This is a genomic window from Bacillus sp. G402, assembly GCF_051172515.1.
GTDB classification, from domain to species: Bacteria; Bacillota; Bacilli; order Bacillales; family Bacillaceae; genus Bacillus; species Bacillus altitudinis.
The window spans coordinates 121787-136352 of the sequence record NZ_JBPIZC010000001.1; the positions used below are offsets into that span (position 1 = coordinate 121787).

Below are 14566 nucleotides of genomic sequence, written 5' to 3' on the forward strand. Positions count from 1 at the left end.
GAAGGGGTTTCCCCCTTCTTTTCCATACAAAGGAAGGGATTTATATGGCTGTCATACATGATATTACGGAATTAATTGGCCACACACCGCTTTTAAAACTGTCAGGGATGGGTGTGCCGGCAGGTGTTGATGTTTATGCAAAACTTGAAATGATGAACCCAGGCGGAAGTATTAAGGATCGCTTAGGCGATATGCTGATTAAAGAAGCGCTGGCATCGGGCAAACTGCGCCCAGGCGGAACCATTATTGAAGCAACTGCAGGAAACACAGGCATCGGGCTTGCGCTAAGTGCAAGAAAACATCAATTGCATCCGATCTTCTGTGTACCAGAACATTTTAGTCAAGAGAAACAACAGCTCATGAAGGCGCTTGGTGCAGAAATTATTCATACACCAAGAAAAGATGGGATGAAGGGTGCGATTGATCGAGCCCTTGAACTAGAGGCAAGCCTTGACAATGCTTATTGCGTCTTACAATTTAAAAACCAAGTAAATCCATTGACTTACTATAAAACACTCGGGCCAGAAATATGGTCTGACCTCCAGGGGAACATAGACGTGTTTGTAGCAGGAGCGGGCTCTGGTGGAACGTTTCAAGGCTGTGCTGCCTATTTAAAAGAGCAAAAAGAAGCGCTAAAAACAGTGATCGTGGAACCAGAAGGATCTATTTTAAATGGCGGAAAGCCGGGACCGCATAGAACGGAAGGAATTGGCCTTGAATTTATTCCAGATTATATGGAATCGACTTTATTTGACGAGATTTATACCGTCAGTGACGATGATGCTTTCCGAATGGTGAAAGAAGCAGCTGAAAAGGAAGGTGTTCTGATCGGAAGCTCGTCTGGAGCCGCTCTATTTGCCGCTTTAGAGGAAGCGAAAAAGGCATCACCTGGGACGGTGATCGTGACCATTTTTCCTGATAGCAGTGAGCGTTATCTAAGTAAAGGTATTTATGAGGGAGGAAAATAAAATGAAGCCAAAAACAATGATGATTCATAGTGGAATCACTGGTGATGAAAAAACAGGAGCCGTGTCTGTTCCTATTTATCAAGTCAGCACCTATAAGCAGCCTAAAGCAGGCGAGCACACTGGATATGAATATTCCAGAACTGCGAATCCAACAAGAACAGCACTGGAAACAGTCATTCGTGATCTTGAAGGCGGGGCAAACGGCTATGCATTCGGTTCAGGGATGGCTGCAATTACAGCTGTGATGATGCTGTTTAACAGCGGAGATCATATCGTACTGACTGATGACGTGTACGGCGGAACCTATCGTGTGATGACAAAGGTGCTCAACCGGATTGGCATTAAAGCCACATTTGTAGACACAAGTGATCCTGAAGCGGTGAAAAAAGCAATTTTACCAGAAACAAAAGCCGTCTATATTGAATCACCAACCAATCCATTGCTGAAAATGACCGATCTACAAGCCATAAGCCGGATCACAAAAGAAGCTGGCATCTTGATGATTGTCGATAATACGTTTTTTACCCCATATTTTCAAAAGCCGATTTCATATGGGGCTGACATTGTCTTGCACAGTGCCACAAAATATTTAGGCGGCCATAGTGATGTGGTGGGCGGACTTGTCGTGACAGCTACTGAAGAGCTTGGTGAAGAACTGCACTTTGTTCAAAACTCTACAGGCGGTATTCTTGGACCGCAAGATGCGTGGCTTCTAATGCGAGGGATGAAAACGCTCGGACTAAGAATGGAAGCACATCAACAAAACGCGCAGAAAATCGCTGAGTTTTTAGAACAACATCCTGCGATTACACGTGTCTATTACCCAGGTTTAAGCGCTCACCCAGGTCATGAGCTTGCAAAAACTCAAGCAACAGGCTTTGGCGGTATGATTTCTTTTGATATTGGAAAAGAAGAAAACGTCGACGTGTTTTTAAGCCAATTGAAATTGTTTACAATCGCAGAAAGCCTAGGGGCGGTTGAAAGTTTAATCTCTGTTCCTGCTCGCATGACCCATGCATCCATTCCAAAAGAGCGCAGAGAAGAGCTTGGCATCACAGATGGTTTAATCCGTATTTCTGTCGGTATTGAAGATATTGATGACTTATTACATGATATTGAACAAGGGCTCGACGCAGTAACGAATGGATAGATTTACATGCCCCCCGCTTTCTCTCACTATGGTAAGCTATCAATAGACATTGATAACGGGAAGGTGAATCAAGTGAAGAAAAAGTGGGATGGTTTAGTGACAGATTACAAGCAATACGCTTTTATTTTGCTTGCTGTTAGCACCTTTTTATATATTGGTACGATTTTACCAAATCAGCACCTAGAAGCATCACCAAAAATGCTGATGATGGCAGTTGATTGTGTTTTCCTATTAGCCGCTTTTCTTTGCGTGAAACGTGCGATCTTTTTTCAAAAGAAATTGCAAGAACTTGATGAAGATTAAGTAAAAAGTCTCCTCATATGATGAGGAGACTTTCAGCGTGTAGACAAACCCTCGCATTCTTTGTCAGTCCTGCGTGCCGGTGCTCACGAATGTCAAATTCGCTCCGCGCCGGTACTCGTCCTTCCTAGAATTCAAAGGTTTTCTATCACGCTGAAAAGAAGACAAAGGGCTAAAATCAAGTTCATTTTAGCCCTTTGTCAACATTCTGAAGTTTCCTCATGTGATGAGGAAACTTTTTTTTAATTGCACTGGATAATCGGACAAGAATCACTGTAGAAATTTAGTCAAACACACAAAAATCATCTAATTTACTAAAAACAGGTTTACAAAATGGTGCTTGCTGGATATACTTACAAAGTAATTAAAAACGTAAAGGAGGCTGAAGAATATGTTATTCGTATCTACTTGTGATCAATTCAACAACCAATTTCATCATGTCATCAGCCTGTGGAAGAGCTCGTGTCCTTCCTTTACCTTTTACGGTTCACGCTACAAAACTGTTTAAGTAAACGAGGATTTCACGTATCATCCATCGCAGGTTAGAAGACACTGTCTTTTGATCTGCATTTTTGTGTGCCCGCAGGTCAACTGATAAAGAAGATCTGCGGGCTATTTCGCGTGCTGCGAACTGAAGGGAGGTGAGCGTATATGACAATCCATTTATTTTTTATTACTTTGACGATCCAACGTAAATACAAAGACATTGAAACCGTTCTTTATGAACAACAAGTCGAAACATTTTATGAAGAAATGAAGCAGAAACAACTAAAGTACATGAACTAAAAAGGACAATAAAAAGATGAAAAGGAGGAGATTGACATGTTTATGATGCTTGCAATGCTTGATTGTTATACAAGGGAGAAGGACCAGGTTTAGACACGCTCCACATTGATCACCTGCACATATGATAACCGTAAAAGGAGATTGTGAGGTGATCAATGAATGTCGATGTCACCATATATGAGGTTTCCGTCAGTGGGGCACGGGTATGCGTCTATTCCGCATTCTTTAAAGCACGGGTACGGCAATCCATACAGAATGCAAAGAGAGCAAGAAGAAATGCTCAGACGCTATATGTACAATTATCCAACCTATTGGTATTAAAGAAAAGGAGCAGGAAACGTTATCGTTTCCTGCTCCTTTTACATTAGCAAATCCAGCTTGCACCGATGATGATTAACAAAATGAACAGTACAACAAGCAATGCGAATCCGCCTGCAAAACCGCCACCGTAGCCACCGCAGTAGCCTCCAGAATAACCGCCAAAGCCCATAATCTAGCACCACCTTTATCTAATCAAGATACATTCATAAAATATGCAGCTCATGCGGAAAACGAAATCAATCTGAACACAATTAATGAAAATGCCTATTTGTTTAAATATTTTTCATGACGTGCGAAACATTTTCAGAAAAGGTGCCGTCTAATAAAAGACAAAGGAATTAGGACTAGGTCTTAACTTTTGTTAGGCGAGAGCCGATATGAAAAGTAAGAAAATTCGTAAATAGTTTTATTTACTGGTGCAAAGCAGGTGTTGACATTGATTCAAAGCTGGATTGGAAAACAAATGAGGGAACCAAAGGGCTTGTTCTCAAAATGGGTAGCCCGCTATATGGAAAAAAATCATCATAATATCAATCAATGGACGATTCAACTCTTAAATATACAAGAAAACGACCGGATTTTAGAAATTGGTACTGGAAGAGGTATGACATTATCTAAAGTAGCGGAAAAACTTGATCGAGGGAAAGTATATGGAATCGATGCTTCGCGTCATATGGTAAAATACGCGAAAAGAAAACATAAGAGGCTTGTCGAGCAGGAAAAAGCCGTTATCACACTTGGAAAAGCTGAGCAATTACCTTTTGAAGACAGATCATTTAATAAATTGTTCACAGTGCAGACCATCTATTACTTGCCAGATATCGAACAAGTCATGAAAGAGGTATATCGTGTTCTTCAAGTGGATGGAGAAGTATTCTTATCTTTTCAAAAGCAGGAACTAATGAAGGAACAAAAACGCTCACAGTCTCTTTCAACGTACAGTGAAGAAGACATCAGCAGTCTTTTTTCAGCGTATCACTTTAGAGACGTCTCTGTTTACCATTATGATACATACATCTGTATCAAAGCCTTAAAATGATGATGAAAATATTTCCCAGGTAATGAACAAGCAATTAAAAAAGGCTCTTCGTCAGAGGAGCCTTTTTGCATGCGATGGAATGGACCATTCGTCAATAAAAAAGACTCTTCACAAGAAGAGTCTTTTGCATTCATTTCATATGTAGGGGCCAGCCAGGTGTGTAAGGAATGATAGTATATATAAGGAATTTGTTTGTCGATTAAGGATACCTGTCTGGCTTATTCCTTATATCGACAATGTTCTGCAAATGTTTAGCTTTTTTTTCAATATTTTCTTTTTTATTTGACTGGAAAATACATTTTTCTCTCCTAGGTAGACATTTGTCACTTATTTTTTGAGTCAATGTGTGGTTAAAAGAAGGAAAAAGCCCGAGAAAGAGAGAATTTTGGAGAGACTTCATTTTTAAACAAAAAGGGAGGAATAAAAACATGTCGGGAAACAAAGGTGTCGTTTACAAAGGAGCAGGAAATGTAGCAGTTGAGGATATTGGATACCCTGATTTGGTTTTAAGAGATGGCCCTGGTGTACCTAAAGCCAATGTTGGACGTAAGTGTGAGCATGGCGTCATTTTAAAAGTGGTGACAACAAACATTTGCGGGAGCGACCAACACATGGTAAGAGGGCGTACAACTGCGCCTGAAGGACTTGTCCTTGGTCATGAAATTACTGGTGAAGTCGTTGAAGTTGGACGAGATGTAGAGTTTATCCAAAAGGGTGATCTCGTATCAGTTCCATTTAATATTGCCTGTGGTCGCTGCGTCATGTGTAAAGAACAAAAAACCCATGTGTGTTTAAATGTGAACCCCGATCGACCTGGCTCAGCTTATGGATATGTAGATATGGGCGGATGGGTTGGCGGCCAATCGGAGTACGTCATGGTGCCATATGCTGATTTCCAGCTGCTTAAATTTCCGGACAAAGATCAGGCGATGGAGAAAATACTTGATTTGACAATGCTTTCCGATATTTTCCCGACAGGTTTTCATGGTGCGTATTCGGCTGGCGTAAAACCAGGCTCTACTGTCTATATTGCTGGTGCAGGGCCAGTAGGTCTTGCAGCAGCGCATTCCGCTCAGCTCCTTGGCGCTTCTGCTGTCATCGTCGGCGATCTCAATGAACAAAGGCTCGAGCAGGCGAGAAGCTTTGGCTGCGAAACGATTAATTTACGAAAACATGATCGAATCGGTGAACAAATGACAAACATCCTTGGAGAGCCAGAAGTCGACTGTGCGGTCGATTGTGTCGGCTTTGAAGCTTCAGGTCATGGAGATCAAGGAGAAGCACCAGCCACCGTTTTAAATACAATTATGGATATTACCAAAGTTGGCGGTAAACTTGGAATTCCAGGACTTTACGTCACAGAAGATCCAGGTGCTGTGGATGAAGATGCAAAAGTTGGATCTCTGAAAGTGCGAATTGGACTTGGCTGGGCCAAAGCCCATACCTTTGTGACAGGCCAAACCCCTGTCATGCAATATCACCGCAGCTTGATGAAATCTATTTTAAGCGGAAGAGCACAAATCGCCAAAGCCGTTAATGCAACCGTCATTTCCCTTGATCAAGCCCCTAAAGGATATAGCGATTTTGATTCGGGTGTGGCGAAGAAATTTGTGATTGACCCGCATGGCATGATTTCTAAATAATGATCCATCGAAAAAAACTTACAGGATTTTTCCTGTAAGTTTTTTTGTTTATAAATATAAAAAGACCTATACTGTTCTTCTACATTTCATAACGTGGTAAAATGAGTAAATTGGAAAAAATGATCTTTAGTTGAAAGACATACCATAAAACAGTTGGCAATGATTGGATAGGATTATGATAGATAGGAAGAATAGAGGAGAGATTACAATTGCTAAAAGTACAGAACATCATCAAAAATTATGAGGGTAAACAAGTATTAAAAGGGGTTAGCTTCCACTTGAAACCTGGTGAATCATTTGGGCTTTTGGGTCCTAATGGTGCAGGGAAATCAACCTTAATCGGCATCATGACAGGACTTCTACCTGCAACGAGCGGGACTGTTACGATTGGAGGCATTGATCTACATAAAGAAACAAAGCATGCACAGCAATTGATTGGCATTGTTCCGCAAGAGATCGCTTTATATTTAGATTTGTCAGCAAAAGAAAATTTAACGTTTTGGGGGAAAATGTATGGACTTAAAGGAGAAGAATTAAAAAGCAGAGTACAAGAAATCCTTGAATTAATTGGTCTGGGCAATAGAGCGAATGATAAAGTGAAAGTATTCTCAGGAGGGATGAAAAGAAGAGTGAATATCGGATGTGCGATTTTGCATCGGCCAAAACTATTAATAATGGATGAACCTACAGTGGGTATAGACCCGCAATCCAGAAATCATATATTAGAAACAGTTAAAACGTTAAATAGTGAAGGAATGACAATTATTTATACGAGTCATTACATGGAGGAAGTCGAATATCTATGTGAAAAAATAGCTATTATGGATCAAGGTTCTTTCATTAAGGTAGGTGATTTAAGTGAATTGGCTGAGCTTGTTGGAGAAAAAAGAGAAATCATTTTTACGATTAAATGTGAACAAGGACAAAAGGATATGGAGCGAGTGTGCCAATACATAAATGAATACCACCCACGGAATGACTTTGTGGTACAGGAAAATCAAATCACATTATTTGATGACGACCCTCAGCATTTACTAAGTCAACTTATTCAAGGTGTAACCACATTAAATGTTCAATTAATTTCAGCAGAAGTTGTAGAACCAAATTTAGAAAATGTATTCTTGTATTTAACAGGTAAGAAATTACGAGATTAGACCGAATAGAGGTGAGCATATGAGCATTTGGGTTGTACTGAAAGATCTATTATTGTTTTTTAGGGATAAGAAAAGCTTTTTTACACTTTTTTTTATGCCTATCATATTAATTGCTATATTAGGTGCAGCATTTGGAGATAACATGAAGAAAGAGAGCGAAATTAGGATCAATTCATTTCGAGTAGGAATAACAGATCAGGATAAGTCCGCTACAAGTAAAATGTTTCTTTCAACTTTGTCTAAGAGTGAACTCAGTGACATATTTGAGGTGAAGGTCACCTCGAAAAATCAATTAGAGAAAGATTTAAATAGTAGAGACATTACAATGGGTATAATCATCAAGCCGAATTTTGAAAAAAGCCTATTAAATCACGATCATGTGCAATTGAATATTTTGAAAGGACCTAATTCAAACTTACAGGAAATGGTTCTAGAGAATGTGGTTGTGCAATTCTTTCAAAATTATCATATGAATCGTATTCTGGTGCCGTTGAATCAAGGTAAAGAAGTGGAGATCGTGTCTGATCAACTGAAAAAAGAACTAGTGAACGAAAGGAATATTCATATCAACAGCCAGCCGATTACATCCTTCCAATACTACGCAGGCGGGATGGGTGTGCTTTTTTTGTTAATGACTGTTGTTTTCTTGGTTGGCAGTATGATAGAGGAAAAAGAAGAAGAAGTTTATAAAAGACTACTAGTATCAAAATTAAGCAATACTAGTTATATCATTGGAAAGTTATTGGGCATTATTTTAATGAGTATGATTCAACTTGCGGTCATTATTTTATTTACTAGCTTTGTCTTTAAGGTGAACTGGGGAGAGCCTTTTACTGTTGTTATGATCGGATGTAGTTTTATATTAAATGCTGCGGGTTTCGGGGTGCTGATTGGTTCTTTTATCAAAAGAGAAAAAACGTTTAGTAGTGTGGGGATTTTAGGCACTCAAGTGTTAGCTGCTTTAGGCGGGAGTATGGTGCCCTTATACTTATTCCCACAATGGGTGATTGATACCAGCTATTTTTTACCTAATTCTCTTGCACTTCGAATGTTTTTGAAAAGTATGGCAGGTGCTGATTTTAGTGAAATACAAAACGGATTATTACTTAGCTGTGGGATGGGAATGGCTTTCTTCATCATTGCTTTATTAAGAATGTCTTTTGAAAGGAAGCATCGTTATGCATAAAATATTAGCCATTATCACGTTAAAGTTAAAAGAAACATTAAAGTCCCCATTGACCCTCATTTTTTTATTTGTGATGCCAATTGTATTTAGTTTTATCTTTGGTAGTACCGCATCTGATACAAAGAAACCGACAGTTGCTTTTATTCTAGAGCCCAGTCAAGGTAAACTAGATCAAGAAATTTTTCAAATTCTCGAAAAAAACACCAAATTTCTCTGGGTAAAGGCAACTGAAAGCGACGCAAAAGATTTAGTATCTGAAGAAAAGGTAGTTGCGTCTGTGAAAGTCGTAAACCAATTAAAGTCCCATCTAAAAGAAAATAAAGAGATTTTTGATGTGACAGTTTATAAAAAAACTGAAGAATATGCAGTCTTATCTCCCTATTTAAAAGAGACAGCTGCCATCATTTATCAAATCAATCAGGGTGTGAAAGAGCAGAAAAGTGTTTCTCTCACCAATGCATTGAACAAGTTAAATGAATCTGGTACGATTTCATTGGCCGAAAAAAATCAAAATGGTCAAGCAAGCCAACAACCAAATTTAATACCGCTTGGCTTTACCATTATGTTTATGATGTTTGCGATTTCAAGCTCTTTGTCATCTATACATTCGGAGTATAAAAATTATACATGGCAAAGATTGCTTTCGAGTCCAATCCATAAAATATATGTACTTCTGGGCTATTTAATGGCATATTTCCTTCTTGGATGGATACAATTGGGTGTTCTTTTGACCATCTTATCTATTTTCTTTAATGTCTACTTAGGCAACCTGTTTCTTATCTTATTGTTCGGATCATTTGTTATAGGCCTTGTCGTAAGTTTAGGATTTATGATAGCTACTTTATCTCAAACAAAAAAACAAGCTGAAATCTTTAGTGCAATTGTCATTGTAGGATCGTGCATGCTGGGTGGTATTTATTGGCCTTTAGATATCGTTCCAGACATTATGAAGAAGATTTCTTTGACTATACCGCAAACATGGATGATGTCTGGTTTTGGTGAGATCATGAGCGGCAATGTTAATCTTTCTATCTTATTATTAGATGCGACGGTTTTAATTGCTTTTACGGTGGTCTTTATGATCATTGGTTTGAAGAGCATCAGATCCTATTAATCCTTTGTTCTTCTAAAAAGCCCTCTATAGCTATGTAGAGGGCTTTTTGTATACACGTGATTTACTTTAAATGATTGGATAACTCGTTAATATTTAATGGTGAAAGAAATTGAAGGCTGCCCAAGTAAATATTTCACATTACCCATTGAGAAGGATATATTCTTCTGTTAAATCAACAAACGCCTTCAAAGCAGGAGACATCCATTTATTTTTATGCCAGAATAGTTGGATTTTTGTTGTGAGACAGGGTCCCATCCAATTGATTTTAATCATATGGCCTTCTGTTATTTCTCTTTTTATAGAAATTTCGGGAAGTACAGCAATTCCTAGACCAGCCATTACACATTTTTTTATGGCTTCTACATCTGCTAGTTCTAGTTTACTTCTCGGTTTTGCTCCTGCCTGTGTCAAAGAGTGTTCGAAGGCATAACGATAATCGCAGTCTTCGGTTAACAACAATCTTTGCTCGTCTAAATCGATAGGATATACTTTTTGTTTTTTGCTCAATGGATTTGTTGGACAGCATACAATCGCCATCGGTTCATCTTTTAATTCTTTTACAATTAAATGTGAGGATACGACAGGATTCATCGATAATAGGGCGACATCAATTTGTCCTTCCAGTAATAGATTTAAAACATCCTTTTCAGCTATTCCGGGACGAAAAATCAGTTCTACTTTAGGATACGTTGTTTGAAAGTCCGTTAAAATATGAGGAAGTCGATAGGTACATTGTGTTTCAGATGCACATATTCTCAAAATGCCGCTTGGCTCACTCATCCCACCAACAGCCTCTAATGCTTCTCCTGTTAAACCTAAAATCTTATCCGTATAATCTTGAAACTTCATGCCAGCTTCTGTTAAAATGACCCTTTTTCCAAGCCTTTCAAATAGAGGGGTTCCTAACTCTTCTTCTAATGCAGCGATATTTGCCGTGATACTAGATTGAGCATAGCCAAGTATTTGTGCTGTTTTTGTAAAGTTTAATACTTTTGATGCTGTTTGGAACATCATCAGTTGCTTTATTTCCAACGTCAATCCCTCCTAAATCGGATGAGCCGATTGATGCAATCAGAAAACTTCTATAGATAGATCATAACATTTTTACTATGATAAAAGTAGGCGCTTTCATTATTTAGAATGTTCAGATTTTATAGGGGGGATGGCTTTGTTTGAAACGATTGTCAATTCAATAAATGACTTTTTATGGACATATATTTTAGTCGTTATGTTAATAGGGATTGGAATCTACTTTACGGTGAGAATGAAGTTTATGCAAATTGTCTTACTAAAAGAGATCTTCCGTTCTATTTTTGAAAAAGCTCCAAAAATAAAAGGGAGTCAAGACATTTCTTCAATGCAAGCTTTCTTTATCGGAGCAGCGACGAGGATTGGAACTGGAAATATGGCAGGTGTTGCTATTGCCATCACAGTTGGTGGTCCTGGAGCTATTTTCTGGATGTGGTTTGCAGCGGTTTTAGGGGGAGCTTCTGCATTTGTCGAAAGCACACTCGCTCAAATATATAAAGTGAGAACAAGTGATGGTTTTAAAGGGGGGCCAGGCTATTATATACAAAAGCAATTTGGACTGAAATGGCCAAGTAGGATCTTTGCCTTTTCTGTTATTCTTAGTTTTGGCTTAATTTTTAATGCAGTACAAACGAACACCATCACAAATGCCTTTCGATATTCATTTGGTATCAGTCCAATTGGCATGGGAGTATTCGTAACCATTCTTACGGCTTTCATCATTTTTGGTGGTGTAAAGAGAATTGCCCGCTTTACCCAAATCATTGTGACAATCATGTCCTCGTTTTATATTATCTTAGCACTTTATGTGATTGTGACAAATATCGCAGATGTACCCGCAGCATTAGCAAGTATTATGAAAAGTGCGTTTGGATTAGAGCAAATGGTTGGAGGCGGAATCGGCGCTGCAATAATGAACGGTGTCAAACGCGGTTTATTTTCCAATGAAGCAGGAATGGGAAGTGCACCAAATGCCGCTGCTGCTGCCCATGTTTCACACCCAGTAAAACAAGGGTTTGTTCAATTATTAGGCGTTTTTTTTGATACATTAGTTGTTTGTAGTTGTACAGCATTTATTATTATGCTATCAACAGTAGAAACAGCAGGTGATTTGTCAGGTATTGAAATTACTCAAGCTGCAATGGCGCAGCATTTCGGTTCTTGGGCGAGTATTTTCTTAGCATTTGCGATCTTTACTTTTGCATTTAGCTCCATTGTAGGTGGCTACTATTACGGTGAAGCCAATATCAGTTTTATTCATAACAGTGTAACCGCGCTATTCGTGTATCGAATCACTGTTTTAATGATGATTATGTTTGGTGCTCTCGCCAACTTACAAATCGTTTGGACGTTAGCGGACTTGTCGATGGCGATTATGGCCATTGTTAACTTGGTTGCCATTGCGATTTTAGGCAAATTTGCTTTTGCGGCTCTAAATGATTACATGGGACAAAGAAAGGTAGGAAAGAACCCTGTTTTTTACGCTTCTACCATTCCAGGTTTAAAAGGAATAGAATGGTGGGGAGCAGAAAAACAAGCGATTAAATCAACAAATGAAGGGGTAGAAAATCAATGATAAATTTTGAATATGATTGTCATACGAAAATGATCATGGGGACTGGAAAATCTAAAGATATTGCCTCTATTGTAGAGGACATTGTATTGCCTAGTGCTACAATTATGATTGTAACTGACCCTGGTGTAAAAAGCGCAGGATTGGTGACGCCTATTGAAGCATATTTGCAAGAAGCTGGTTATTCCGTTGTCGTCTTTGATCAAGTATCTCCAAACCCTAGAGATCATGAATGTCTAACGGGTGCAGAGCTCTTTAGAAAAGTACAAGCATCAGCGGTTATTGCGATTGGTGGAGGAAGCCCAATGGATACGGCAAAAGCCATTGCTTTATTAGGTCCAAATGGCGGTAATCCTGAAGAGTATATAGCAGGCAAGAAAGCGTACACAAATGTATCACCCTTAATTTGTATTCCAACCACGGCTGGAACTGGCTCTGAGGTGACCCGTTCATCTGTGATTACGTTAGCTGCTTCACATAAAAAAATCACCTTAAAACATGCCTTGCTTCGACCAACTATTGCGATTTTGGATCCTGCTCTTACTTCTACGGTGCCAAAAAGTATAACAGCGGCAACAGGTGTTGATGCACTGGTCCATGCGATTGAAGGCTATACATGTAAAGAAACAAACCCTATTTCTAAGGCGATGGGGGCAAGCGCAATGAAAACCATTGTGACCTATTTACCGAAGGCGTATGAAGACGGATCTGATTTAGAAGCAAGATACAAAATGCAGGAAGGCAGTTTACTCGCTGGCTTATGCTTCGGTTCCGCTGATGTAGCAGCCGTGCATTGTTTAGCCGAAGCGCTCGGCAGTCTTTATGATACGCCTCATGGTATCGCAAATGCTGTATTTTTACCTTATGTCATACAATTTAATGCAGCTGAAAACAAATCATTGCATATAGAGCTTGCAAACATCATGGGCTTTGCAGATAAAACGGATGCAGATGATGTGGCGATTCAAAAATTAATGGATGGTATATATACATTCACAAAGAATTTAGGTATTCCATCACTAAAAGAATTATCTTATGTAAAAGTAGAAGATTTTGAAAAAATGGCTGAACTAGCAGAACAAAACAACTCTACAAAAAGCAATGTTCGTGCCGTTACGAAAGCGGACTACTTAGATATACTAAAGGCTGCTTTTTAATATAATCATACAGAAAAAGAGCCGAATAGAATGACTGAATGATAAACACAAACCTTCCCAGACTTTACACAAGAAGCAAACGACTATGTCGTCAATATGGAGAATTACAAATATACCACCCTCCTAATGTATGATTTAGGTGGTGGTTTTTCTATGTCCCATTTGACTAGGTATCATGTATACATGAGTGGTATGATAGACGACAACATCTCATGAGAGAAAGGATAGGATAAACGATGAACTTTCACAATAAAACCGTCATCATCACTGGCGCAGTCAATGGAATTGGTGAATCGATCGCGTATGGCTATGCGAAAGAAGGGGCGCGTGTCGTGCTTGCGGATATTGACGAAGAGAAGGGCAAGCGCTTGGAAGATCAGCTGAAAAAGGAGTCCTTTGAGGCTTTTTTTAAAAAAACGGATGTGAAACAAGAGAAGGATATTCAAGACATCATGTCGGCTGCTGTGGCTCGTTATCAAACGATCGATATTCTCATCAATAATGCAGGGGTTATGTGTACAAAATCGCCTTATGAGCTAACGGTTGATGAGTTTGATCATGTGCTGCATACAAACCTACGAGGTGCTTTTTTATGTGCAAGGGAAGCGGCACGTTATATCAAAGAGAATCCAAACGGCGGTTCCATTGTGAATATGTCATCTACCCGTGCGACCATGTCAGAGCCTCATACAGAAGCGTATGCTGCATCAAAAGGCGGGATATCAGCACTTACTCATGCGCTGGCTGCTTCTTTTAGTCAGGATCATATAACAGTAAACAGCATTTCCCCTGGGTGGATTGAAACGAAGGATGAGAAAAATTTGCGAGAAATTGACCATCAGCAGCACCTTTCCAATCGAGTAGGAACGCCAAAGGATATTGTCAAAGCTTGTTTTTATTTAACAGATGAAGACAATCAATTTGTGACAGGAACCGATTTGGTTGTTGATGGCGGCATGACTAGAAAAATGATTTATGCGGATTAACATGAAAAAACATTGACGTCTTGACGGAGGCGCAGTACAATATAGAACAATTCAGCTGAAGATCGTGATGAAAAAAAGATAAAGCGCAAATAGAGAAGAGTATGTAATGGCTGCCTCACACAGAGAACTCCGTGAAGCTGAGAAGGAGCTGGGAAGCGTT

The 14566-nt window shown here is 39.2% G+C and carries 15 protein-coding genes; 13 read left to right on the forward strand and 2 right to left on the reverse strand.

The window, feature by feature from the left end:
* Positions 1-44 precede the first annotated feature (44 nt).
* The 5 genes from ACSBQP_RS00610 to ACSBQP_RS00630 all read left to right on the forward strand — a co-directional run bounded on the left by ACSBQP_RS00610 (position 45) and on the right by ACSBQP_RS00630 (position 3525).
* Complete coding sequence (locus tag ACSBQP_RS00610; RefSeq protein ID WP_007501427.1) at positions 45-968, forward strand: PLP-dependent cysteine synthase family protein; 924 nt, start codon at positions 45-47, stop codon at positions 966-968.
* A 1-nt stretch (position 969) separates the two neighbouring features.
* Positions 970-2118, forward strand: coding sequence for a bifunctional cystathionine gamma-lyase/homocysteine desulfhydrase (locus ACSBQP_RS00615; RefSeq protein ID WP_008342652.1), 1149 nt, complete (start codon positions 970-972; stop codon positions 2116-2118).
* A 72-nt stretch (positions 2119-2190) separates the two neighbouring features.
* Positions 2191-2421: a YrhC family protein gene (locus ACSBQP_RS00620; protein WP_035391005.1), complete on the forward strand. Its 231-nt coding sequence runs from the start codon at positions 2191-2193 to the stop codon at positions 2419-2421.
* 648 nt (positions 2422-3069) lie between these two features.
* On the forward strand, positions 3070-3204 hold the full coding sequence (locus tag ACSBQP_RS00625; RefSeq protein WP_008342648.1) for a YrzI family small protein: 135 nt from the start codon (positions 3070-3072) through the stop codon (positions 3202-3204).
* A 159-nt stretch (positions 3205-3363) separates the two neighbouring features.
* Positions 3364-3525, forward strand: a complete 162-nt coding sequence (locus ACSBQP_RS00630) for a hypothetical protein (RefSeq protein ID WP_154666048.1) — start codon at positions 3364-3366, stop codon at positions 3523-3525.
* A gap of 43 nt (positions 3526-3568) precedes the next feature.
* Here ACSBQP_RS00630 and ACSBQP_RS00635 read toward each other — a convergent pair whose 3' ends face one another.
* Positions 3569-3694 (reverse strand): YjcZ family sporulation protein, encoded by a 126-nt coding sequence (locus ACSBQP_RS00635; protein ID WP_008342643.1) that lies wholly within the window; start codon positions 3692-3694, stop codon positions 3569-3571.
* 267 nt (positions 3695-3961) lie between these two features.
* On the opposite strand from ACSBQP_RS00635, the gene ACSBQP_RS00640 reads away from it, so the two are divergent.
* The 5 genes from ACSBQP_RS00640 to ACSBQP_RS00660 all read left to right on the forward strand — a co-directional run bounded on the left by ACSBQP_RS00640 (position 3962) and on the right by ACSBQP_RS00660 (position 9661).
* The gene (locus ACSBQP_RS00640; RefSeq protein ID WP_008342641.1) at positions 3962-4564 is read left to right on the forward strand and encodes a class I SAM-dependent methyltransferase; all 603 of its coding nucleotides are present in this window, start codon (positions 3962-3964) and stop codon (positions 4562-4564) included.
* A 428-nt stretch (positions 4565-4992) separates the two neighbouring features.
* The gene (fdhA, locus tag ACSBQP_RS00645) at positions 4993-6207 is read left to right on the forward strand and encodes a formaldehyde dehydrogenase, glutathione-independent (protein ID WP_017367682.1); all 1215 of its coding nucleotides are present in this window, start codon (positions 4993-4995) and stop codon (positions 6205-6207) included.
* A 209-nt stretch (positions 6208-6416) separates the two neighbouring features.
* Positions 6417-7361, forward strand: coding sequence for an ABC transporter ATP-binding protein (locus ACSBQP_RS00650; protein WP_435028091.1), 945 nt, complete (start codon positions 6417-6419; stop codon positions 7359-7361).
* Between the two features lie 19 nt (positions 7362-7380).
* The gene (locus tag ACSBQP_RS00655) at positions 7381-8547 is read left to right on the forward strand and encodes an ABC transporter permease (protein ID WP_008342635.1); all 1167 of its coding nucleotides are present in this window, start codon (positions 7381-7383) and stop codon (positions 8545-8547) included.
* Positions 8540-9661 (forward strand): ABC transporter permease, encoded by a 1122-nt coding sequence (locus tag ACSBQP_RS00660; protein ID WP_046344081.1) that lies wholly within the window; start codon positions 8540-8542, stop codon positions 9659-9661. Before ACSBQP_RS00655 ends, ACSBQP_RS00660 begins: the two co-directional genes overlap by 8 nt.
* Positions 9662-9799: 138 nt before the next feature.
* On the opposite strand, the gene ACSBQP_RS00665 is transcribed toward ACSBQP_RS00660, so the two are convergent.
* The gene (locus ACSBQP_RS00665) at positions 9800-10693 is read right to left on the reverse strand and encodes a LysR family transcriptional regulator (RefSeq protein ID WP_008342630.1); all 894 of its coding nucleotides are present in this window, start codon (positions 10691-10693) and stop codon (positions 9800-9802) included.
* A 130-nt stretch (positions 10694-10823) separates the two neighbouring features.
* Here ACSBQP_RS00665 and ACSBQP_RS00670 point away from each other — a divergent pair, with 130 nt between their 5' ends.
* The 3 genes from ACSBQP_RS00670 to ACSBQP_RS00680 all read left to right on the forward strand — a co-directional run bounded on the left by ACSBQP_RS00670 (position 10824) and on the right by ACSBQP_RS00680 (position 14406).
* Positions 10824-12266 carry an alanine/glycine:cation symporter family protein gene (locus ACSBQP_RS00670; protein WP_435028092.1) on the forward strand — a complete coding sequence of 481 codons (1443 nt, stop codon included), beginning with the start codon at positions 10824-10826 and terminating at the stop codon, positions 12264-12266.
* Positions 12263-13420, forward strand: coding sequence for an iron-containing alcohol dehydrogenase (locus ACSBQP_RS00675; protein WP_008342626.1), 1158 nt, complete (start codon positions 12263-12265; stop codon positions 13418-13420). Before ACSBQP_RS00670 ends, ACSBQP_RS00675 begins: the two co-directional genes overlap by 4 nt.
* A gap of 236 nt (positions 13421-13656) precedes the next feature.
* Positions 13657-14406 carry an SDR family oxidoreductase gene (locus tag ACSBQP_RS00680; protein ID WP_435028093.1) on the forward strand — a complete coding sequence of 250 codons (750 nt, stop codon included), beginning with the start codon at positions 13657-13659 and terminating at the stop codon, positions 14404-14406.
* Positions 14407-14566 lie beyond the last annotated feature (160 nt).